Source organism: Rhodovulum sp. PH10, assembly GCF_000293785.1.
Taxonomy (GTDB): Bacteria; Pseudomonadota; Alphaproteobacteria; order Rhizobiales; family Xanthobacteraceae; genus Rhodoplanes.
Genome location: NZ_AKZI01000051.1, coordinates 1 through 22,035, shown reverse-complemented (window position 1 = coordinate 22,035; position 22,035 = coordinate 1). Strand labels below are relative to the sequence as shown.

17 protein-coding genes, 2 tRNA genes and 1 pseudogene are annotated in these 22,035 nt (G+C 67.1%); 4 read left to right on the top strand and 16 right to left on the bottom strand.

Features of this window, described 5'->3' with window-relative positions; translation table 11 throughout:
• The first annotated feature begins 357 nt into the window (after positions 1-357).
• Positions 358-2,019, top strand: a complete 1,662-nt coding sequence (locus tag A33M_RS10050) for an MFS transporter (RefSeq protein ID WP_008386500.1) — start codon at positions 358-360, stop codon at positions 2,017-2,019.
• Between the two features lie 67 nt (positions 2,020-2,086).
• On the opposite strand, the gene A33M_RS10045 is transcribed toward A33M_RS10050, so the two are convergent.
• The 9 genes and pseudogenes from A33M_RS10045 to A33M_RS10005 all read right to left on the bottom strand — a co-directional run bounded on the left by A33M_RS10045 (position 2,087) and on the right by A33M_RS10005 (position 13,308).
• Positions 2,087-3,694: a toll/interleukin-1 receptor domain-containing protein gene (locus A33M_RS10045; protein ID WP_008386499.1), complete on the bottom strand. Its 1,608-nt coding sequence runs from the start codon at positions 3,692-3,694 to the stop codon at positions 2,087-2,089.
• 234 nt (positions 3,695-3,928) lie between these two features.
• On the bottom strand, positions 3,929-5,566 hold the full coding sequence (locus A33M_RS10040) for an NTP transferase domain-containing protein (protein WP_008386489.1): 1,638 nt from the start codon (positions 5,564-5,566) through the stop codon (positions 3,929-3,931).
• Complete coding sequence (locus tag A33M_RS10035; RefSeq protein WP_008386487.1) at positions 5,563-6,321, bottom strand: XdhC family protein; 759 nt, start codon at positions 6,319-6,321, stop codon at positions 5,563-5,565. The genes A33M_RS10040 and A33M_RS10035 overlap by 4 nt, the downstream gene beginning before the upstream one ends.
• 226 nt (positions 6,322-6,547) lie before the next feature.
• Positions 6,548-6,865: pseudogene (locus tag A33M_RS10030) on the bottom strand (XdhC family protein); the annotation flags it as partial.
• A gap of 15 nt (positions 6,866-6,880) precedes the next feature.
• Positions 6,881-8,107, bottom strand: a complete 1,227-nt coding sequence (locus A33M_RS10025) for a vWA domain-containing protein (RefSeq protein WP_040620044.1) — start codon at positions 8,105-8,107, stop codon at positions 6,881-6,883.
• A gap of 11 nt (positions 8,108-8,118) precedes the next feature.
• Positions 8,119-9,033 (bottom strand): AAA family ATPase, encoded by a 915-nt coding sequence (locus A33M_RS10020; protein ID WP_008386484.1) that lies wholly within the window; start codon positions 9,031-9,033, stop codon positions 8,119-8,121.
• A 215-nt stretch (positions 9,034-9,248) separates the two neighbouring features.
• Entirely contained in the window at positions 9,249-10,049 is an 801-nt protein-coding gene (locus tag A33M_RS10015; RefSeq protein ID WP_040620043.1) for an FAD binding domain-containing protein, read from the bottom strand.
• A gap of 298 nt (positions 10,050-10,347) precedes the next feature.
• Positions 10,348-12,714, bottom strand: a complete 2,367-nt coding sequence (locus tag A33M_RS10010) for a xanthine dehydrogenase family protein molybdopterin-binding subunit (protein ID WP_008386475.1) — start codon at positions 12,712-12,714, stop codon at positions 10,348-10,350.
• Between the two features lie 93 nt (positions 12,715-12,807).
• Positions 12,808-13,308, bottom strand: a complete 501-nt coding sequence (locus A33M_RS10005; RefSeq protein ID WP_008386474.1) for a (2Fe-2S)-binding protein — start codon at positions 13,306-13,308, stop codon at positions 12,808-12,810.
• Between the two features lie 573 nt (positions 13,309-13,881).
• Here A33M_RS10005 and A33M_RS10000 point away from each other — a divergent pair.
• Positions 13,882-13,955, top strand: a tRNA-Cys gene (locus tag A33M_RS10000).
• Between the two features lie 613 nt (positions 13,956-14,568).
• A tRNA-Asn gene (locus A33M_RS09995) sits at positions 14,569-14,643 on the top strand.
• On the opposite strand, the gene A33M_RS25365 is transcribed toward A33M_RS09995, so the two are convergent.
• Positions 14,602-16,143, bottom strand: a complete 1,542-nt coding sequence (locus A33M_RS25365; RefSeq protein WP_083850402.1) for a recombinase family protein — start codon at positions 16,141-16,143, stop codon at positions 14,602-14,604. The two genes, A33M_RS09995 and A33M_RS25365, sit on opposite strands and share 42 nt — an antisense overlap.
• Before the next feature lie 108 nt (positions 16,144-16,251).
• Positions 16,252-16,533: a hypothetical protein gene (locus tag A33M_RS23840; protein ID WP_157223410.1), complete on the bottom strand. Its 282-nt coding sequence runs from the start codon at positions 16,531-16,533 to the stop codon at positions 16,252-16,254.
• Positions 16,534-16,836: 303 nt separating this feature from the next.
• Between A33M_RS23840 and A33M_RS09980 the strand changes: the two genes are divergently transcribed.
• Positions 16,837-17,571, top strand: coding sequence for a hypothetical protein (locus tag A33M_RS09980; RefSeq protein ID WP_157223409.1), 735 nt, complete (start codon positions 16,837-16,839; stop codon positions 17,569-17,571).
• 17 nt (positions 17,572-17,588) lie between these two features.
• On the opposite strand, the gene A33M_RS22880 is transcribed toward A33M_RS09980, so the two are convergent.
• From A33M_RS22880 to A33M_RS09960, 5 genes are all read right to left on the bottom strand, one after another.
• Entirely contained in the window at positions 17,589-18,821 is a 1,233-nt protein-coding gene (locus A33M_RS22880) for a relaxase/mobilization nuclease domain-containing protein (protein ID WP_083850401.1), read from the bottom strand.
• Positions 18,818-19,195 (bottom strand): plasmid mobilization protein, encoded by a 378-nt coding sequence (locus A33M_RS09975; protein ID WP_040620035.1) that lies wholly within the window; start codon positions 19,193-19,195, stop codon positions 18,818-18,820. Before A33M_RS09975 ends, A33M_RS22880 begins: the two co-directional genes overlap by 4 nt.
• Before the next feature lie 198 nt (positions 19,196-19,393).
• Positions 19,394-20,470 (bottom strand): MobA/MobL family protein, encoded by a 1,077-nt coding sequence (locus tag A33M_RS09970; RefSeq protein ID WP_008386471.1) that lies wholly within the window; start codon positions 20,468-20,470, stop codon positions 19,394-19,396.
• A gap of 289 nt (positions 20,471-20,759) precedes the next feature.
• Positions 20,760-21,119, bottom strand: a complete 360-nt coding sequence (locus A33M_RS09965) for a hypothetical protein (RefSeq protein ID WP_008386470.1) — start codon at positions 21,117-21,119, stop codon at positions 20,760-20,762.
• Positions 21,120-21,130: 11 nt separating this feature from the next.
• Complete coding sequence (locus A33M_RS09960; protein ID WP_008386469.1) at positions 21,131-21,490, bottom strand: DUF2958 domain-containing protein; 360 nt, start codon at positions 21,488-21,490, stop codon at positions 21,131-21,133.
• Positions 21,491-22,035: the final 545 nt, after the last annotated feature.

Below are 22,035 nucleotides of genomic sequence, written 5' to 3'. Positions count from 1 at the left end.
AGGCGATCGTGACGCCCTCCCGGCACGATCCCGGGCGGGAGGCCGGACGACCGGGTGAGCGGCCGGACGGCGCCGGCCCGGCCCACATATGGGGCGCGTCGCCCCCCGCCGACAGCCCCTCGGCGGCCGGTGGCACGCCCGTGCCGGACCCTTGTCCGTCCACTGCCGGCCCATTGCCGGCCCACGGCCGACCCGCGGCCGTGCCGGGGACACACGAGACATCGCCGTTCGATCTACGACCTCCGACGACATGACAGCGCGCCCCGCTTCGATCACACTGGCGGCGATCCCCCGCCCGGCCCCGCCGAACGGGCCGAGGCTCTCGCGAGAAGCGCCCGAGGATCACGAGGGAACGCCATGACGATCACCGCCGTCGGACGACGCCGGACGGGCGGCATGACCCGCGACGAGCGGAGGGTCGTGTTCGCCGCCTCGCTCGGCACCGTGTTCGAGTGGTACGACTTCTACATCTACGGCGCGCTCGGCGTGATCCTCGCCGACAAGTTCTTCTCCAACGTCAATCCGACCGCTGCGTTCATCTTCACCCTGCTCGCCTTCGCGGCGGGCTTTGCGGTGCGTCCGTTCGGCGCGCTGGTGTTCGGCCGGATCGGCGACATGGTGGGTCGCAAATACACCTTCCTGGTCACCATGGCGCTGATGGGCTTCGGCACCTTCCTGATCGGCCTCCTGCCCTCCTATGCGACGATCGGCATCGCCGCGCCGGTGATGCTGGTGGCGCTGCGGCTGGTGCAGGGCCTGGCGCTCGGCGGCGAGTACGGCGGGGCGGCGATCTATGTCGCCGAGCACGCCCCGCCCGGCCGGCGCGGCTATTACACCTCGTGGATCCAGACCACCGCGACCGGCGGCCTGTTCATGGCGCTCCTGGTGATTCTCGGGCTGCGCACGGCGATGGGCGAGGAGAATTTCGCCGCGTGGGGCTGGCGGCTGCCGTTCCTCCTGTCGATCGTGCTGCTCGCGGTGTCGGTGTGGATCCGGCTGCAGCTCGAGGAGTCACCCGTCTTTCGCGCGATGAAGGACCAGGGCAAGGGCTCCAAGGCCCCGATCAAGGATTCGTTCACCAACTGGCGGAACGGCAAGGTGGTGCTGCTGGCGCTGCTCGGCGCCACCGCCGGCGAGGCCGTGATCTGGTACGGCGGGCAGTTCTACGCGCTCTACTTCCTCACCCAGATGCTCAAGGTCGAGCACGCCACCGCCAACATCCTGATCGCCGTCGCGCTGCTGATCGGCACGCCGGGCTTCATCCTGTTCGGCTGGCTGTCCGACAAGATCGGCCGCAAGCCGATCATGCTGGCCGGCTTCGCGCTCGCGGTGACCACCTATTTCCCGATCTTCCAGGCGCTCACCCACGCCGCCAATCCGGCGCTCGAGCGGGCGCTCGCCGCCTCCCCGGTGTCGGTGGTGGCCGACCCGGCCGAGTGCTCCTTCCAGTTCAACCCGGTCGGGCTGTCGCAATTCCGCACGTCGTGCGACATCGCCAAATCGGCGCTGGTCGGCCGCGCGGTGAGCTATCGCAACGTCGCGGCACCGGCCGGTGCGATCGCGGTGGTGAAGGTCGGCGACACCACGATCCCCGCCTTCGACGGCACTGCGCTGAAGGAGGACGAGTTCGCCGAGAAGGCGGCGGCGTTCGAGGCGGCGCTCGGCGCCGCGATCCGCGCGCACGGCTATCCCGACCGCGCCGACCCGGCCGAGATGAACTTTCCGATGACGACGTTCCTGCTGGTGATGCTGGTCGTCTATGTGACGCTGGTGTACGGGCCGATCGCCGCGTGGCTGGTCGAGCTGTTTCCGACCCGCATCCGCTATTCGAGCATGTCGCTGCCCTATCACATCGGCAATGGCTGGTTCGGCGGCTTTCTGCCGGCCACCGCCTTCGCGATCGTGGCGGCGACCGGCGACATCTATTCGGGCCTGTGGTACCCGGTCGCGATCGCCGCCACGAGCTTCGTCGTCGCCCTGATCTTCCTGCCCGAGACCAAGCACGTCGACATCAGCTGAGCGAGAGCCTGCGGCGAGGTGCACCGGCGGCGGCGACGGGACGGCCTGCGAGGCCGGTGCGCTGCGGTCACCGCCGCTCGGACGACGGCACCTGCCGCGGCATCACGACCGCTCCCGGTGCGAGCGGCGGACCGCTCCCGTTGCCGCCGGCGGCAAAAACCCGCATCTCGTCGCCCGCCTGGGGCGGATGAATGGCGGGCGAGGCGACCCGCCCGAGATCGGACCCGACGATCTTTTGGAGCGCGGCGAACACCTGCACCGTGAAGTCGCGGTTCATCTCCCGCGTGCTCTCGCAAAATTCCTCCAGCACGTCGATGAACCCGCGGTGGCGCTGCGCGAACCTCCTGCCGTCGGCGGCCATCACGTCGTTCACCGCGACGGTCAGCTTCTCGCTCACCTCCTGCCATGTCCGGTTCCGCTGCACGAACGTGTCGAAATCCAGCTTGTCTCCGAAGATCAGCGCGATGTTCGCGGAATCGCGCAAGCCGGCGGCCTTGCTGCGCCACAGCAGCAGATCGAGCTGCTTGCGCATCGTCTGCAGGCTGTCCTTCAAATCCTCCGGCCGGGCGAAAACGAGGTTCTGGGGCGAGTAGGGGCTGGTCGGCTCGAGGAACATGTGGCGATAGTGGAGACCGATCGAGAGGGCGTTCAGCAGCATGGTGGTCGTCGGATCGACGAAGTCGTGCTGCTTCATCTCGATCACGTAGATGTGGACCTCGTCGGTGTCGTCGAGATAGCGGGCCCGGCGCGAGACGAACATGCGGAAGGCGCAGTCCTGCTCGCGCGACGTGACGGTCTGACGGTTCTCGGCGATGCCGCCGACCGCCTCCGACACCAAGGCCTTGACGTTCTCGGTCCAGATCAGCCGGGTCTCGTCGTTCGGCATGCTGGCGACGAACTGCGGCCAGGGATGCGGCGTTCCCGGCTGCAGCGTGATCCCGAACGCATTGACGAAATCGCCGGCGAGCTCGATCTTCGCCTCGGACCAGCGGTCTGCGCCCGCCTCGGTGTCTGCGCGCGGCACCCGCACCACGATCTTGCGTTCCGGGTAGGTCGTGTAGGAGGTGCGGTTGGTGAGAATCGCGAAGATCTTCTCGTAGAGCCTCCTGGTGGCCTCGCCGGTGCGCCGCTCGAGGATACGGATGTCGCTCTGCTGGAGCCGGTCGCCCGATTTCGGCTTCTGGACCAGAAGATCACGAAGTTGCTCGAACAGGCTCTTCAGCGGGTCGGTCCCCTCCTCCATGGCGGCGACGAACCCGTCGCTGCTGGCGAGCGTCACCCCGCGCGCCGCCGAGGGCAGGATCACGACGCCCTGCACGTCGGCGAGGGTGAGCGGCGCCGGGCCCAGCAGCGACACCGAGACGATCAGCCGATCGCTCTCGAACTGCTCCATCCGTGGGCGTGCCAGGACCGACTTGCGGAAGAACCCGACCTCGAAGCCGGTGTAGGAGTGGCTGTCCTTCTGCTGGCCGGTCGAGAGCGCCAGCAGGATGTCGGCGTCGTTCAGCTCGTCCTCGATCGCCTTGCGCCACGGCGTGCCGAGGGCGAACTCCGGCGCGAAACTCACCCGCAGCAGACCCGGCCCGAAGGCTTCCCCCAGCGCGTCCCGGAACGAGGACGCGAGCTCGCTGTCCTCCTCGGCGTAGCTGATGAAGATGTGCAGTGTCTCCGGCATCGCGCGTCTCCCGGGCGTGATCTCTTTTCGTGTCCGACAGTTGCATCGTTATTTAGACACAATCATCGCTTGCGCGCGATACCACTCGCCCGTCGTGCCGCGACCGACGGCCGGGCACGGCGAGCGCAACCCATTGATGCCGCTTCCGTCGGGTCGGATGCGCCGCCACCGCGTTCACCGGAGTGTGAAAAGGCGTGAAAGCGCGTGCCGGAGCAAAACACCGGCATGGACCGGTCAGCGGCTCTCCGCCGGGCCGCCCGCCCCCGCCCGCACCGCTTCGAGCGCGTCGGGCGTGTCGACATCGGTGAAGACGGCGGCGCCGTCGACCGGCACCTCCGCCACCGCCTCCTGATAGGCGGCGACCAGATTGCGGGCGCCGACGTCGCCGGTGAGGCCGGCGAGATCGGCGAAGAAGCGGCGCGCCCACACCACCGGGTTGCCGCGCTTGCCGGCAACCGTCGGGATGACGATCAGCGCCCCCTTCTCCGGATCGAAGGCCGCGAGCAAGCGGTCGATCAGGCCGGGATCGATCTGCGGCATGTCGCCGAGGGAGACGATCGCGCCGTCGACATCTGCCGGCACCGCGGCGATGCCGGCCTTCACCGAGGTCGACAAGCCCTCGGCGAAATCGGGATTGTGGGCGAACGCGACCGGCAGGCCGGCGAGCGCCGCGCGCACCTCGCGCTCCTGGTGGCCGGTGACGACCACCACCGGCGCGGCCTTAGAGCGCAGCGCGGTCTCCACCGCGATCCGCACCATCGGCCGCCCGCCGATCTCGGCCAACAGCTTGTTCGGCCCGCCCATGCGGGTCGAGCGGCCGGCGGCGAGCACCACCGCGGCGATTTTCCGGCCGGCTTTCGCCTCGACGGGTTCGCTGCGCGGCTGCGGGCGGGTGACGATCTCCATCAGCAAGCCTCCCACCCCCATGCCGGCGATGTCGCGGCCGGTCACCGGCAGCCCGCACAGGAGGCGCGACAGCACCCAGTCGAAGCCGTTCTCCTTGGGGCTGCGAGCGCAGCCCGGCGCGCCGAGCACCGGCCGGCCCTGCACGTCGGCGACCAGCAGGAGATTACCGGGATCGACCGGCATGCCGAAATGCTCGATTCGTCCGCCGATCGCCTCGACCGCCGAAGGGATCACGTCGCGCCGGTCGGCGATCGCCGAGGCGCCGAACACCACCACGAGGTCGACACCCTCGGCGAGCACGGCCGAGATCGCCGCCGCCACCGCGCCCGCCTCGTGCGGCACCCGCCGCTCGGCGACGATTGTTGCGCCGGCCGGCGCGAGCCGCTCGGCGGTGACGCGAAGCGTCTTGTCGATCACCTTCTCGGAAAACCCGGGCAGGATCGTCGAGATCACCGCCGCGGTTTTCACCGTGTAAGGCGCGACCCGCACCAGCGGCGCGTGGGTCTTGGCGATCGCCACGGCGGCGTCGAGCGAGGTGCCCTTCACCGCGAACGGAATGATCTTTGCGGTCGCCAGCATGGCGCCCACGCTCACCGGGGCGAACGCCGGCAGGGTCGCGAAGGTGAGGTCGGGATCGACCGCGTTGAGCCGATCGACGCCTTGGCGGTCGACCACCAGCACGCCGGCGGTCTCGGCGAAAAGATTGGCGCGGCCGGTGAAGGCGGGATCGATGCGGATGCCGTCGCCCGCGACCGCCGCAGCGAGTGCCGCGGCCGCGGAATCCTCGGCGACGTCGCCCGGCTCGGGGCGGGCAACCGTCACCGTGGTGATGCCGGCGAGTAGCAGTGCGGCGATCTCGCGCGCGCCGATCGGCGTGCCCTTCTTCAGGACGATGCCGTCGTGCCTGACGGCGTGCACCAGAAGCCCGCCTTCGGCCTCGGCGAGCGGCACCGGCCCGAACTTCACGGCACGGCCCGCGCGACGGCGGGCGCCGCGCCTTTCGGGGACGCACCGCCGGCCTGCTTTTCGCTCGCTTGCCTTTCGCCCGCCTGTCGCAGCCGGGCGGTGATCTCGGCCATGATCGAGACGGCGATCTCGGGCGGCGACACCGCCCCGATGGCGAGCCCGATCGGCGCGTGGATGCGGGCGATCGTCGCCTCGTCGAGCCCCTGCGCGGCCAGCCGCTCCACCCGCCTGGCGTGCGTCTTCCGCGAGCCGAGCGCGCCGACGTAAAAACAATCGCGGGCGAGCGCGTGCAAAAGCGCCGGATCGTCGATTTTTGGATCGTGGGTCAGCGCGACGAAGGCGGTGTAGCGATCGACGTTCAAGGGGGGCAACGCGACGTCCGGCCACTCGGCGATCACCGGCACGTCCGGAAAACGCTCGGGGGTGGCGAAGGCGGTGCGTGGATCGACGATCGTCACGTCGTAGCCGAGCAGCTGCGCGATCGGCGCGAGTGCCTGGCTGATGTGCACCGCACCGACCGCCACGAGGCGCGGCGGCGGCACGTGGACGGTGAGGAAGACCTTGCCCTCCGCCGTCTCCGCCATGGCGCTCTTGCCGGTGCGCAGATGCTGCATGAGCAGCTCGGCCAGCGGATCGGCGGCGACGTTTTTGGCCGCGACGAAGCGCTGGGCGCCGGTCGCGACGTCGGTCACCACCACCGCGGCGCGACGCGCCACGCGCTCCGCATTCAAAGCCTTCAGAATTTCGAGCTTCACGGATGCTTCTCCCGCCGCCTCGCGCCCGTCCTGCATGGCACGGTCCGCCGGTCACGGCCACCGGGGGAAAATCAAAGCAGTCATTCCGGAGGGTTTGCAATCGGCCATGGTGCACTCTGGCGCGGCCGACCGGCGGACGTCGGTCGAGGAACGGCCTTTCGCTCCGCTCATCCCCGCGAAAGCGGAGGACAGGCACTCCCGGCGACACGAAGACCGCCGGCTACTCCACCTTCTCGACAAAGACGCGAATGGTGCCGCCGCACGAAAGCCCCACCTTCCAGGCCGCCTCGTCGGCGACGCCGAACTCCAGCATTTTCGGGGCGCCGCTCTCGATCACGTCGAGCGCCTCGGCGACCACCGCGCCCTCCACACAGCCTCCCGAGACCGAGCCCAAAAAATTTCCGGCGTCGTCGATCACCAGATTGGAGCCGACCGGCCGCGGCGCCGAGCCCCAGGTCTCGACCACGGTGGCCAGCGCCACCCCCTTGCCGGCGCTGCGCCAGCTCTGGGCAGCCTCGAGAATGTCCTCGTCGCGCGCGAGCATGCCGTCTCTCCCGTCTCAGGCGGCCCGGCCAGGTCGCCGCGTGCGACCTGCCGGCAGCGGCGCCGACAGCGCCGTCACCAGGTCCGCCATGCTGCTGAGATCGTGGATCGGACGGAATTCGTCAACATGCGGCAGCATGGTACGGATGCCGTGCGCTTTCGGCTGAAACTCCGAGAAGCGCAACAGCGGGTTGAGCCAGACCAGCCGGCGGCACGAGCGGTGCAGCCGATCGATCTCGAAGGCGAGGCGGTCGTCGGCCTCGCGCTCGAGCCCGTCGGTGATCAGCAGCACCACCGCCCCCTGCCCCAGCACGCGGCGCGCCCACACCTTGTTGAAGGCGGCGAGCGAGGGGGCGATGCGGGTGCCGCCGGAAAAATCCGGCACCGCGGCCGAGCAGGCGGCGAGCGCCTCGTCCGGGTCCTTGGTGCGCAACGCGCGCGTGACGTTGGAGAGCCGTGTTCCGAACAGGAACGAGCTCACCCGCGTGCGCGTCGCGGCGACGGCATGGAGGAAGTGCAGAAAGAGGCGCGTGTACTCGCCCATCGAGCCGGAGATGTCGAGAAGCGCCACCAGCGGCGGCGTGCGGGTCGCCGGCGCCAGCGCCTTCAGGTCGATCAACGCGCCGCCGGTGCGCAGGCTCGCGCGCAGCGTGCCGCGCATGTCGATGGTGCGGCCACGCGCGGCCGGCACCAGCCGGCGCGTCTTCGTCTCGTCGAGCACCAGCACCATGCGGCGGATCGCGGCCTTGGCGGCCAGAATTTCGTCCGCGCTCATCTGGGCGAAATCCTTCTTCTGAAGAAGCTCGGCGTCGGTCGCGGTGAGCTTTGCCAAAACCTCGATCTCGCGCGCCTCGCGCTTCAGCCGCTCCTTCAGGTCGCCGAACAGCGCGTCGTGCACGCGGGCGGATGCCGGTTTTTGCGCACCGGGCGCACCCGGCGCCTGCGGCATCATCAAGCTCAGGAACTGCTCGAGATAACCGCGGCGGCGGAAGAAGATCTCGAACGCCTGCCGAAAGACGAGCGAATGCTCGTGCCGCGTCACCAGCACCGCGTGCAGCGTCCAATAAAAATCCTCGCGTGAACTCATTCCCGCCACCCGCAGCGCCTCGACCGCGTCGAGCACCGCGCCCGGCCCGACCGGCAGCCCGGCACGCCGGAGCGCGCGGGCGAAGTGCACGATGTTTTCGGCGAGACGGCCGGTCTGATCGGGACGCGACGGCGACGCGCCATCGTCCGACGGCATCGGCACGTCCCCTACTCCGCCGCCTTCAGATCGGCCCGCACCTGCTCGATCAGCGCGCCGGCGCGCGAGCCCTGCAAACGGGCGATGTCGTCCTGATACTTGAGGAGCACGCCGAGCGTGTCGGAGACGGTGGCGGGATCGAGCGCGACGGCGTCGAGTTCTGTCAGCGCGGTCGCCCAATCGAGCGTTTCCGCGACGCCCGGCGCCTTGAACAAATCCTCCTTGCGCAGCATCTGCACGAACCGCACGATCTCGGCCGACAACACCTCCGCGATGCCCGGCACCTTGGTGCGCACGATCGAAATCTCGCGCGCGACGTCGGGATAATCGACCCAGTGATAGAGGCAGCGGCGCTTGAGCGCGTCGTGGATTTCGCGGGTACGGTTCGACGTGATCACGACGACCGGCGGCGCCACCGCCTTCACCGTGCCCATCTCCGGGATGGTCACCTGAAAGTCGGCCAACACTTCGAGCAAAAACGCCTCGAACGCCTCGTCGGCGCGGTCGAGCTCGTCGATCAGCAGAACCGGCGGGCCGGCCGTGTCGGGCGCGAGCGCCTGCAGGAGCGGCCGGGTGATCAGAAAGCGCTCGGAGAAGACGTCGTGCGCGAGCCGCGTGCGATCGACGCCGCCCTCGGCCTCGGCGAGCCGGATCGCGATCATCTGCGCGGCGTAATTCCACTCGTAGACCGCGCTCGCGACGTCGAGCCCCTCGTAGCATTGCAGCCTGATCAGCCTGCGCCCGAGCGTCGCCGAAAGGACTTTTGCGATCTCGGTCTTGCCGACGCCGGCCTCGCCCTCGAGGAAAATCGGCCGACCCATCCGCAGCGACAGAAACAGCACGGTCGCGAGCGAGCGGTCGGCGAGATAGCTTGCCTTCTCGAGCAGGCCGAGCGTGTCGTCGATCGAGGCGGGAAGCGGGATCATACGGGTCCGGCCCAGTACCTTTGTTCTCACTCTCTCCCGTGGGGAGAGGGTCGGCGAGCGCAGCCCGCCGGGCCAAGGCGCAGTCGCGCCGGAATTTTGCTCGAACTCCCCCTTGGCCGAACCGCTTCGCGGTCCGACCTCTCCCCGCAAGCGGGGAGAGGTGAAGAGCCGTGCCGAGATCGACAGCCGAACCGATCATCCCGAAACGAGATCACTCACCCGTTCGCCGCCGCCACCGCCCGGCGCGCCATCACGCCGACCAGATGCGCACGATACTCGGCGCTGGCGTGGATGTCGCCGGCGAGGCCGTCGGTGGATATCGAAAGCCCCTTCAGCGCGTCGGCCGAAAAATCTTTCGACAGCGCCTCCTCGAAGGACGGCACGCGAAAGACGCCCGACGCTCCGGCCCCGGTCACCGCCACGCGCACGACGTCGGGAAATTTCGCCACGAACACGCCGACCATCGCGTAGCGCGACGCCGGGTTGCGGAATTTTTCGTAGGCCGCCTTTTCGGGCACCGGGAAGCGCGCGGCGACCACGATCTCGTCCGGCTCGAGCGCCGTCTCGAACAGGCCGGTGAAGAAGTCTTCGGCAGCAATCTCGCGTTTGCTGGTGACGATGGTGGCGCCGAGCGAGACCGCGGCCGCCGGATAGTCGGCGGTCGGGTCGTTGTTGGCGAGCGAGCCGCCGAGCGTGCCGCGATGGCGCACCGCCGGGTCGCCGATCAGCCCGGCGAGATGGGCGAGCGCCGGCAGCGTCTTTTGCACCACCTCGGAGGTGCACACCGCGCCGTGCCGGCACATCGCGCCGAGCGTCAGCGTGCCGCCCTCCGCCTCGATGCGGTCGAGGCCGGCGATGGTGCCGAGATCGACCAGATCGGACGGCGAGGCGAGCCGGAACTTCATCATCGGCAACAGGCTCTGGCCGCCGGCGATCGGTTTCGCATCGACGGCGGACGCCAACAGCTTCGCCGCGTCGTCGAGGCTCGCCGCCTTGTGATAGGTGAAGTCGTACATTTTTCCGGCCTCCTGCCTCCTCCGCGATCTCATACCCACGGCGACAGAGTTCGACCTCGTCCTGAGGGCGGGCGGAACGCCCGCGTCTCGAAGGACGAGGGCACTGCGCGGGCCTCATCCTTCGAGACGGCCGCTTCGCGGCCCCTCAGGACGAGGTCATAGTCTCTCGCCGCTGGTATCACCCCTCCCCGCACGCGGGGAGAGGGAGATTTTTTGGCAACGCTCGGCGACATCACCGGCGCTCGAGCATCACGAATGTGCCAGTCTCGACGTCCTGATCGGGTGCAGGCGAGCCTGCTCACTCCGCCGCCTCGCGGTGCGCCTGCCGCTGCAGCACGGTCCACACCGCCAGCGGGGTCGCCGGCATGGCGATGTCCTCGGTGCCGAGCGCGTCGGTGACGGCGTTCATCACCGCGGCCGGCGCCGCGATCGCGCCCGCCTCGCCGCAGCCTTTGATTCCGAGCGGGTTGCTCGGGCACGGCGTCACGGTGGTGTCGACCACGAGAGGCGGGAAATCGCCGGCGCGCGGCATGCGGTAGTCGTTGTACGAGCCGGTGACGAGCTGGCCACTCTCGTCGTAGACGCAGGCCTCCATGAGCGCCTGGCCGATCCCCTGGACGATCCCGCCATGAACCTGCCCCTCGACGATCATCGGGTTGATCACGTTGCCGAAGTCGTCGACCGCGGTGAAGTTCACCACGTCGGTGCGGCCGGTCTCGGGATCGATCTCCACCTCGCAGACGTGACAGCCGGCCGGAAAGGTGAAGTTCACCGGATCGTAGAAGGCGCCCTCCTTCAGCCCCGGCTCCAGCTCGGCGCCGGAGAACTTGTGGGCGATATACGCGTTCAGCGCCACCTCGCCGAACGTCACCGCCTTGTCGGTGCCGGCGACGGTGAACTTGCCGTCCTCGAACACGATGTCGGCCTCCGACGCCTCCATGAGATGCGCCGCCACCTTCTTCGCCTTGGTCTCCACCTTGTCGAGCGCTTTCGAGATCGCCGACATGCCGACCGCGCCGGAGCGCGAGCCGTAGGTGCCCATGCCGAACTGCACCTTGTCGGTGTCGCCGTGCACCACCGCGATGTTGTCGATCGGAATGCCGAGCCGGTGCGAGACGAGCTGGGCGAAGGTCGTCTCGTGGCCCTGGCCGTGGCTGTGGCTGCCGGTCAAGACCTCCACCGTGCCGGTCGGATTGACCCGCACTTCTGCGGATTCCCAAAGACCCACGCCCGCCCCGAGCGAGCCGACCGCCTGGCTCGGTGCGATGCCGCACGCCTCGATATAGGCCGACAGCCCGATGCCGCGCAGTTTGCCGCGCCCCGCCGCCTCACGCTTGCGTTGCGGAAAGCCGGCGTAATCGGCGAGCGCCAAGGCCTTGTCGAGCGAGGCGGCGTAATCGCCGGCGTCGTAGTTCATGATCACCGGCGTCTGGTGCGGAAAGTTTTTCACGAAGTTTTTTCGCCGCAGCTCGGCCGGATCGACTCCCAAGCGTCGCGCGGAAACCTCCATCAAGCGCTCGACGACGAACGTCGCCTCCGGCCGCCCGGCGCCGCGATAGGCGTCGACCGGCACCGTGTTGGTATACACGGCGTCGACCTCGCAGAAGATCGCCGGAATGTCGTACTGGCCGGACAGAAGCGTCGCGTAGAGATAGGTCGGCACCGAGGACGAGAAGGTCGACATGAAGGCGCCGAGATTGGCAATCGTCTTCACCTTCAGCCCGAGGATTTTTCCCTCCGCGTCGAACGCCAGCTCGGCGCGGGTGACGTGATCACGTCCGTGCGCATCGGCGACGAAGGCTTCCGAGCGCTCCGACGTCCATTTTACCGGGCGGCGTACCGTCTTGGCGGCCCACAGCGCGACCAGCTCCTCGGGATAGATGAAGATCTTCGAGCCGAACCCGCCGCCGACGTCGGGCGCGATCACCCGCAGCCTGTGCTCCGGCGCGATGCCGACGAAGGCCGACAGCACGAGGCGGGCGACGTGCGGGTTCTGCGAGGTGTTCCACAGCGTGAACTGCTCGGTGCCCGGCTCGTACTCGGCGACCGCGGCACGCGTCTCCATCGCGTTCGGGATCAGGCGGTTGTTGACGAGATCGATCGCCGTCACGCTGGCGGCGCGGGCGAAGGCGGCCTCGGTCGCGGCGGGGTCGCCGAGCTGCCACTGATAGATCGTGTTGTTCGGCGCCACCTCGTGGATCTGCGGTGCGTCGGGGGCTTGCGCCTTTGCCGGATCGACCACCGAGGGAAGCTCCTCGTAATCGATCGAGATCGCTTCCGCGGCGTCGCGCGCCTGATCGGCCCGCTCGGCGATCACCGCCACCACCGGCTCGCCGACATGCCGCACCCGGTCGACCGGCAGCGCCGGATGCGGCGCCATCTTCATCGGCGTGCCGTCCTTGGAATGGATCAGCCAGCCACACACCAGCGAGCCGAGCTTGCCGGCGGCGAAATCCTCGCCGGTCAAGACCGCGATCACCCCCGGCATGCGCGAGGCGTGGCCCGCATGGATGCGGAGGATCTTTGCGTGCGCGTGGGTGGAGCGGACGAAATACAGATGCGCCTGGCCCGGCCGGGCGATGTCGGCGGTGTACTGCCCGCGGCCGGTGACGAAGCGAAAATCCTCCTTGCGCCGCACCGACGCGCCGATTCCGGTCGCGCTCATCGAGCACCTCCTGGCGGAAAAAAACCTCCCGCGGGGCTGCTCTGCGGCGGCCTCCGCACTCTCTTCTCGTGCGCCGCTCTCGGGCCGCCCGCGCTACTCGGCGGCGGCCCGGCGCGGCGTGTCGTCCGCGGCCATCGCCCTGGCGCCGGCGGCGATCGACTTCACGATGTTGTGGTAGCCGGTGCAGCGGCAGAGATTGCCCTCCAGCTCCTCACGGATCGTGTGATCGTCGAGCACCGGGCCGAGCCGGCGCACCATGTCGAGCGCGGTCATGATCATGCCGGGCGTGCAGAAGCCGCACTGGAGGCCGTGATTGTCGCGGAACGCCTCCTGCATCGGATGCAGCGTGTCGCCCTGCGCGACGCCCTCGATGGTGAGCACCTCGGCGCCGTCCGCCTGGACGGCCAGCATGGCGCAGGATTTCACCGCCTCGCCGTTCACATGGACGACGCAGGCGCCGCACTGCGAGGTGTCGCAGCCGACATGGGTGCCGGTGAGACGCAGGTGTTCGCGCAAAAACTGGACCAGCAGCGTGCGCGGGTCGATATCGGCGGTGACGGGTGTCCCGTTCACCGTCATCGAAACGGCCGGCATGTCTCCTCCCTCGGTCCGAGATCCGGAGCTCGCGCCTGGTCGGCTCGGCTCCGGTCCGCCGGTTTGTCCGGATCGGTATTTGTGCGGAGTGTGAGCCCGACGCCGGGTCGGGGTCAAGGTGGTGCCGACGCTGCAGTGCAACGCAGCGACGCAGGCGACAGGCGGGACGGCGGACGGACAGGGAGGGGATCGCGCGACGGGGCAGTGACGCAGGCGAGCGCCGGCCGGCGAGCGTCGGTACGTGATTCGGACGGCCCCCTCGGGGCTCCCCCTCTTCGCTCTCGGCTTCATCGGGCTCGGCTTGTCGGGACGGCCCGAACGGCCCCGATCTCGGGCTTGCCCGTGTTCGGCACGAAGACACACGGGTTCGCCCGAATTGGGCACGTGAGCGTACGCAACTCGGGCAGGCCCCGACTCGAGTGGGTTGCGGGGCGAAGGCCGACCACCGTCCGAGTTCCAAACGGTCTCTGAGGCGCGTACCTCGTTTTCGGGCCCGTGCATGCAAATGCGGTTGGCATCCGGCTCCGGCGACGCTAAACAGGCATCCTCCGGACGGCTCGCCGCCCGGCGAGAGGCCACGTGGCGGAGTGGTTACGCAGCGGTCTGCAAAACCGTATACCCCGGTTCAATTCCGGGCGTGGCCTCCACTCACTCTTCGGATTCCCCTTTTTCCGTCTCTTTCCGGGCTGCTTCCGTCGTCCGGCATCCGTGCTGCCCGTGATTCTGCCGTCCGGATTGCGGGTGCGGACCGCGCGCAGCGTTCGGGCGCCACCGAAACCCCAGGCGTTTCCCCCTCCCCGACCTCGCCGGCGGCCACGTTCCACGCGGTCGGCACAGCCGACGGCCGCGTCCGGCGACTGTCGTCCGCCCCCACCGGCCGAGCGTTGCGAGTTTCGCCCACGACGATTCACGTCCGGCCGCGCGCCTCCGATATCTGCTGCTCGCCGCCCCTCGCCCGTGCCTGCCGCTCGCCGTTTGCTCTCGCTCCTGCGGCCGTGCCGCTCCACCCCGGCCGCTGCGCTCGCCCACCGGCCTCTCTCCCGCCCCTCCCCCGGCCCGGAAGGCCTCGCGACGCAGGCCGGCCTCGCCTTGCGCGGCCGGCGGTTCCCGTTCCGTCCGCCCCTGGCGGTGCTGCCGGCCGCCCGTTTGGCGGACCGCCGAACGCTCGCCGTCCACATCTCGCGCGAGAGGGGCGAATAACCCTTGGCAATCCGGCCACGCTTTTGTTATACGCGCCCCATCCTGAGCCCGACGCAGTGTTCCCCGGTAGCTCAGCGGTAGAGCAACCGGCTGTTAACCGGTTGGTCGCTGGTTCGAATCCGGCCCGGGGAGCCACTCCTTACAGTCTGTGGACAAGTCGTCTCCGGACGCCCCACGGCGAGCCGCAAGCGCAGCAGTTTTTGCAATCAGGTCAAACGGTTGCCTGAAGGCGACCGACAGCTGCCCGTTCTTCCACTTCGAGTTCGAGAGTACAAAATTCAGCACCCGGCGCTTTTCGGATGGCTCCTGCCGTTCGAACAGCCGCTGCGAGTTCGACGCCACGTCGAGCAGCCGCGCCCCCAGCTCCAGATAGGACTGGTCGGCCGCCTGATGCAGCGAGATTTCTTCGATGCAGCGGCTCTGCTCGGCCCGCCACTGCGCCGAGAGCGCCTCGAACATGCCCTTCTCGATCTTGCCGTCGAGCTTGTCGACGTAAGCGGCATGGATTCGCACTTGCAGCCGGTCATACGCGTCCTTCAGGCGGGCGATGGCCGCTTCATGCTCCCTGGCCTCGTCCTGGAGACTCTCGCGAAGGCCCCTGGTCAACCACTGAAGATGATCGTCGCGGAACGCCAGCCGTCCCAGGGCTGCCGAGAAACGCTGCTCCAGCACCTCCTCACGGACGTACGGCTCGGGACACTTCTGCTTGAAGCCGGTGCAATGGTAGTAGATGTACTTACCCTTCTTGATCTCGCCAATCATCGCGCATCCACAGTGCCCACAGGTGATGAGGCCCGAGAACGCGAAGTCGCGAGGTCCGCCGCGAATCTTGCGGGCGTTGCGCCCGTCCATGACGCCCTGCACGCGATCGAACAACTCATGGGTGATGAGCGGCTGGTGCTTGCCCCGGCAGTACTGACCCTTCCATTCGAAGTCCCCGGTGTAGATGCGGTTGCGTAAGATCGAGTGGACCTTGCTGACCGGGATCGGGGCGCCCGTCTTGCGATGGACGAGTCCGGCCGACCGCGCCCTCTCCGCAAGCTGCTTGAGCGACAGTGTCCCTGAAGCGTACCAGCCGAACATGTGCGCCACGATCGGTCCGGACTTGGGATCGGGGACGATGATCTTCTTGCCGTCGGGGCCGACAACGTTGAGATAGCCGAGCGGCGCAACTGTCGGCCATATGCCCTGCTCGGCCTTCTCCTGCATGCCCTTGCGTGCTTCCTCGGAGAGGTTGTCGACGTAGTTCTTGGCCATCAGAACCTTGATGCCGTGCACGAACTTTTCTGACGAGCGGGAGTCACGCGACAGCGTCACGCCCTCCTTGACCAGCTGGATCTCGAGGTCGAGTTCATCGAGGATGACCCAGTCCTTGAGATTGCGATAAAGCCGATCAGTCTTCTCAACGAGGAGGTATTGCACCTGCGGATGCGACTTCAGGTAACGCACCATCTCGGAAAAATTGACGCGTCCCGATTGCTTGGCGGTCTCGACGTCGACGAATTCCTTCTCGATGAACAATTGATTTTGATCGGCGTAGGCGTGCAGCAGCTTCTGCTGGGCCGGGATGGAGAAGCCCTCCTTCTCCTGCTCCTTCGATGAGACCCGCGCGTACGACACGGCCTTTCGTGGCATCGATAATGTGTCTGCTGAGATACCTTTGAAGCTGGCCATGTTCGTGCTCCCGCAGTCTGGGCAATGAACTGGAATCTTAGGGAGCGCGGTTCACTATGGGAAGAGAATTCAGGGCTCCGGAGACGCGCCCGCTCGACGTGATCGTGCCGCCTGCGGTTTGATCTTTGCCGTTACGTGAGACGGATCGGCTGACGGCTGACTGGCCTCGGCGACTTTGGCAGCACGCCTCTCCGCGGCATCCCACTCCAGCAAAATCGAGAAGAAGCCTGTCACATTGTGAATGATTTCGCGGGCGTCCTCACGATTGAGGGGACGTTCGGAGAGCGGCTGCCACACGGCGATTGTCTCATCGAGGAAGCTCGGCGAAAGCGCGCCGCTTCCGGCGAGCATGCGCCGAGGCGTGGTGCGAGTCCGCCGCCCGGCGACTGCTCTCTTTTTGCCTCTTTGATCGCCCCTGCGAGCCATGGTTTTCTCTCTTGTCGTTCACCGAGCGCACGCCCGCGTTCTTCGGCCACATCACACCGGAAAGACGGCTCTGTTTTCAACGGCGTGCTTGGTTCAAAACAATTTTTGCCGCGTCCGGGGCTGGCGTCGCTCAATCCGGCTCGAATTCTCTGCCGCCATTTGTAAAACTGACAGGCGTTGCGGCGCGGGTCGCTTACAGCCCCTCGGGGGATCGCAACGGGTCGTTCTATGGCCTCCAGAAAGCAACAGGGAATGCCGGCAAGCGCCACACAGCCGTCTGCCGATGCGAAGCAGACCGAGCAGGCGCTGATCCTGTACAATGAGCTGTTGATGAGCCGGAACCGGCTGGCGGCCCTCCCACCAGTTACACGTCAGGATCTGGAAGTGGTCCGGCACGCGCTGCACGAGGTCGTCTGGTTTTTTATGACGCCTCCGAAACGCGCGAAGACCGCTCTTCCTCTTCGGGAAGAGGTCAAGGCAGAACTGAGGTGCGCGGCGGAATCACGACCAATTGATCTCTATGTCGAGACAGTGGCGCTGATCGCGCTCAAGCTCGGGAGACGCCAGGAAAGCTCTCGGAGCCTCGCAAGCGATACAGACGCGCTGACCGATCTGCTCGACACGTTGACCTTCGACCACCGACGTCCGAAACGCGCGATCATGGAGACACTCCGGAGGCTGAAGAACAACATCGACGCGCGCATCGCTTACGTGCAGAACGCGCGCTCGAAGGGGTTCACGTTCCCACACCCCGTCGAGAGCTACGCAGAACGCAAGGACAAAACCGAAAAGCCGAACCAATTTTTCGGACGCGTCTACGCGAAGTACGTTCCGCTTGGTCTGACGCAGGCCGACATTCGCAGGGCGGATCCTGCCTTTTACAACGTCTTCCACGTCTGGTGCTCACGGAACCATCGAAGACCAGAGAGCTTCGTTCCCGCATTACGTCCACGTCGAGATTAGGCTCGCATCGCGAGGCCTCATGGCCGAACGCTCCGTCCGCTTCGTGGCCCTGTCCGCGGCGACCACCATCGGATCGCAAAACGCAGATGCCGTGACCTCCCGCGGCCCGCACGCCGAGGCCGTCCCCGCCCCATGACGAGTGGTTGCTCGCGTGTTAGCGCGGCCAGTGCGGCGTATCGCTCGTGCATCAGGGCATTGAGAGCCGCGCCGAGTTGCTCCCGCGGGGTGAACCGAATTGCCTCTGCGATCCGCGCTGCGAACTCGGCGATCACGATCGCGCGGATAGATCTGTATCGGCCCGTAAGGCGCGTGGATCGCACGTCGTTTGCGGCCGAAGCGGCGGCGCCACGGCGTTCGGTCTCGACGGAAGCCGATCGCCCCGGAACCACCCGAGGCAAGATTTCTTTTTTAGCGACGACGAAGCCGGCGGTAATGCGCGATTGCCGTGTACGGCCCCGGATGCCTTCTCGAACCTCGGCGACCGAAGGAAGTTCAGCGAGACGCATGTCCTGCATCTTCGCCCGCACAGCGTCGGTTGGCTCACCGAGCCGCCGCGCGAGGGAATGGGCCTCGCCCGCCTGGTCGATGACGACGAAGACGCGACGATCTCCGCGCGCCAGACTGTAACCGGCCGCCGCCAAATTGCTGCGGAACTCGGCCGCGGACCTGGATCGCCGCCATATCGCCCTGAGATCCGCCGAGACGCGATGAGGTGAGAGCCCCGAGCGTTCGGACTGCCGCAGCTCGTAGTCCTTCACGGCCCGAGGACCGGACCGGGGATATGGATGCCGCCGGGTTTCACGCACGCGGGGATGCCCGAACATCGCTTCCAGCTCCCGGGATGCTTCCTCATGACGACGGTAGTTCCAGGAATCGGAGATCACGCGGCCACGCTCAGCGTCGACCCGCGACCAGACGACATGGACATGCTCGCGTCCGGATTTGCGGTGGACCACAACGAGCCGAGGCTGTCCTCGAAGACCCAGCTTCCGTTCGAGGTGGTCGACCGCGATGCTGATCTGGGCATCGGTCAGTGGCCGGGTTGGCTCGGGGCTGATCGAGGCGTGGTAGAGCGACCGACGCGATATGACCGTGGCGGCGTGGGCCTCCATCTCCCGCAGGGCTCCTGCGATATCGCGGGCGACCGTTCCACGGGCTTCGAACACACGGACGACCTCGTTTTGGTCGATCCGAGACAGATGAACGGCCAGTTGCGCGCCATTGCCCCGGGCTTGTCCCTTGATAATCATCGGCGAGCCCCTCTCCGCCCGAGGGCTTCCAGCAGCAGGGAGCGGCAGGCTCTCAGGTCCGCAAGGGTGCGAAGCAGTTCACGCTGGACGGAGAAGATGAAAGAACGATCGGTGTCGCCCAGACCGACCGCCGCAATTTGCTCAAGGGCGGAGCCGATCTTGCCGAGGCTCGCAAGAATGCGCGCCAGCAGAGAAACATCCAGGCATGGTCGGCGCGCGGACGGATGTGGCTTGGCGGCCAAAAGGATGCGCCGGACATGGGATGAGAGCGTAAGGCGGCTCTTTTCGGCAGCGGCGTCGATGATCGCGCGCTCTGCGGCCGACAGGCGGATCGTGATGCGAAAGCGGCGATGGGTGCCGCTGGAGAGAGTCATCGTCACTCGTTACGAAAAGCCGATTGAAGTTTATGGGGATGCAACGGGGCGAAGCCCCTTGCCCGCGCGTCCGACATCGATGTCGGGCCGCACATGGCTTGCCTGAAACACGGCAAGACAAACATAGCAAATCGAAGGGCCGTTTTCGCCAAAGTTCTTTGTTGCGCGGGAGAATTTCAAAAGCCGGATTTGGCCCGGCTAGAATTCGATGCCACCGTCGCGATCGCGCTCACGTTCCTGTTCGGTAGCATCGCGTAACGTCCGCGCAAAATCGGACATCCGCGCTTCCCAAACTTCTGCTTTCGAGTCCGTCATCTCACGACGCAGTTCTCTATTGGCTCGCTCGACAGCTCTGTCGGTCATGTGCTCTTCAACGACGAGCGCGTCGGCTGGATCGGCATCGTCCGTCGTCTGACCGTTCATGGTTTGCTGATAGAGACGCTCTGCGCGCTCGTTGGCCTCCCGCACCCATGCGATGGCAGACCACTGCTGGGCGACCATGCCGCCCCGGTGGGTCCAGTCGACATTGGGTTCGAACTCTTCCTGTTCGCGCGCCGCGTTGCGTGCGATGCGTTCCTGGTTCTCCTCGAAGCGGGTCTTGTCCTCGTCGATGACCGGGTAGTTGATGGTCATTGGCTCAGCCTTGCCATCGAACAGCCGTGTGACCTCTTTTTCGTTGCTCTCGAACTCGTAGCCTTTGTCCGCGAGCGCCATGGCGCCGGCGCCGACGTGGAGCTGAGGCTCCCGGTCGAGGCCCTGATCCTCGAGGCTTCGGCGGTCGACCCGCTGCTCGACCCCCGCCTGCTCGAGCGCGATGTTGACCTCCTGTTCCCAGCCTTCCCGAAAACGCCGGGTGCTTCCCATCTCGGTGGTCATCATCACGCGCCGCCCGGTCTCGGCGTCGCGGTCCCTGAAAATAATGTGAGCATGGGGATTGTCGGCGTCACCAGGGCCGTCGTGGATGGCTGCGACCCAGGACGCACGCCCCTCTGTCATCCGCTCGCCGAATTCGTGGAGCAGCGCAATATTTTCGTCATGCGACAATTCCACAGGCAGGGCGACAATCAGCTTGTCGATCACCCGGGCATTCTTGCGATCGCCGATTTCCTGGTCGTCGAGCCAGCTCATCAGGACGGCTCGATCGGTCGGCATGCGCTCGCCGACGGTTTCGGTGCAGGCTTCGGGCCGGGTGATGTAGCGCGCGAAGAAGCTGGCCGAGCGCGCCGCGTGGGTGCTGCGGCCGATGAAGCTGTGGTTCAGGCTGAAGATCGCCACGGGTGCCTCCGCCAATGTCGGCGGGAAAACCGATGAATAATCAATGCCTCCCACCGGTCACGCGACAAACCCATAAGTGCGCCTATCCCAACTTCCTCCTGACCTTCCCCTTCCTGCTATCGCCTTTCGTCTGCACCTCATCATAGCGCAGACCGACCGCGCCCGCCTCATGAAGCATCTCGCGCAACACGCTGACGACGTCCGAAGAGATCCGCCGCACGCAGTTCTGCGCACAGAGGCCGGATGCGGCCCGCGCCGCATGAGAGCGCAGGCCGACCGCTTCTCGCGCTTATCCGGTGTCGGCGCGGTGTTGATGGTCCGTGACGACCATTGACGGGGTCACGGCGACGAAGAGCGGCATAACCATGAGGCTGTCGCCTTCCGGCTTGGTGAGGGCGATGGTCGCCGTCGGCTCGCCGTTCACGAAGCAGGAGATCAGGGCGAAGGGGGCGTCCGTCTCGTAGGCGCGAACCAGCTCGGCGAAGCTGGCGGCCATCCACGGGGCGATATTGGTCCCCTCCTCGTCGCCGGTATGGCCGCCTCCCGGCCGCGCCTGACGCATCGGCGCATCGCCCGGAGGCATGTTGAGACTGGTGGCGAGGATGACGGCCTCGCGCATTTCGTCGCGGATGTTACGGAAGGCTTTCATGGCGGTCTCCTTCAGCTGACGATCCGCTCATGGATGCGGGCCTCTTCGGCATAGCTGCCGAGGGTCTTGTCCGGCGTGAAGTAGAGATCCCGCTCAATGCGAAGGCCGCCGGGGCCGCGCACCTCTTCCAGTTCCGAGAGGCTGACGCTGCCGAGTTCCGGAAAGCCGAGGCCGAGGTCGCAGAGGCCGAAAGCGAGGTCGGCGTCTTCGGGGTCGATTTCGGAAAGGAGCCAGGTGCCCCCGCCCCAGGGGCAGAACAGCTTGACGAGGGGCATGAAGTCGATTTCCGGCTTTCCGGCGGCGCGACGGGTGGCATTGAAGCGGCCGTTGTTCACGAGGCGGATTTTGAGGTCTTGGGTGAGCAGTTCCATTGGGGTCTCCTTGGCTCAGGGGTTCAGCGCGTCGAAGCGCGCCTGAACCCCTGGCCGTCGCCGAGACCGGGGGTAGCAAGCGCAAGGAGGCTCCGGACGCGGACCGCCGAGGGTCCGCACGAGGGCCCCCGCGCGCGGGGATGCGTGTGGATGCGGCGGGCCGTGTCGGGATGCCTTGCGCGCGCGAGGGGCGGAGCCCCTGAGCCAGCGAGCGCGCGTCGGCGCGCATCAGGCGGGCAAGGGATCGTCACCCGAAGGGCCGAGACCCCGGCGCAGCCGGGGCTCGGTCCGGCGCAGCACCGCGAAGCCGGATAGAGCCCGCCCCTGCCGTGCGCAGCACGGCAGGGATGCCCCCTCCTGACACACAACATCGACCCACTCGGATGCACGCCGGTGCACGAACGTGCGACGATGTCCGGAACGGTATGGCTGCGGATAATGCGGGCCTATGCCAGGATAACAGACGTTTTCACCACAAAAGGTCGTCAACCAGCAGCGATCTCGACCGGTTGGCGGAGACCGGCGAGACGCAGGTGTCGCGCACC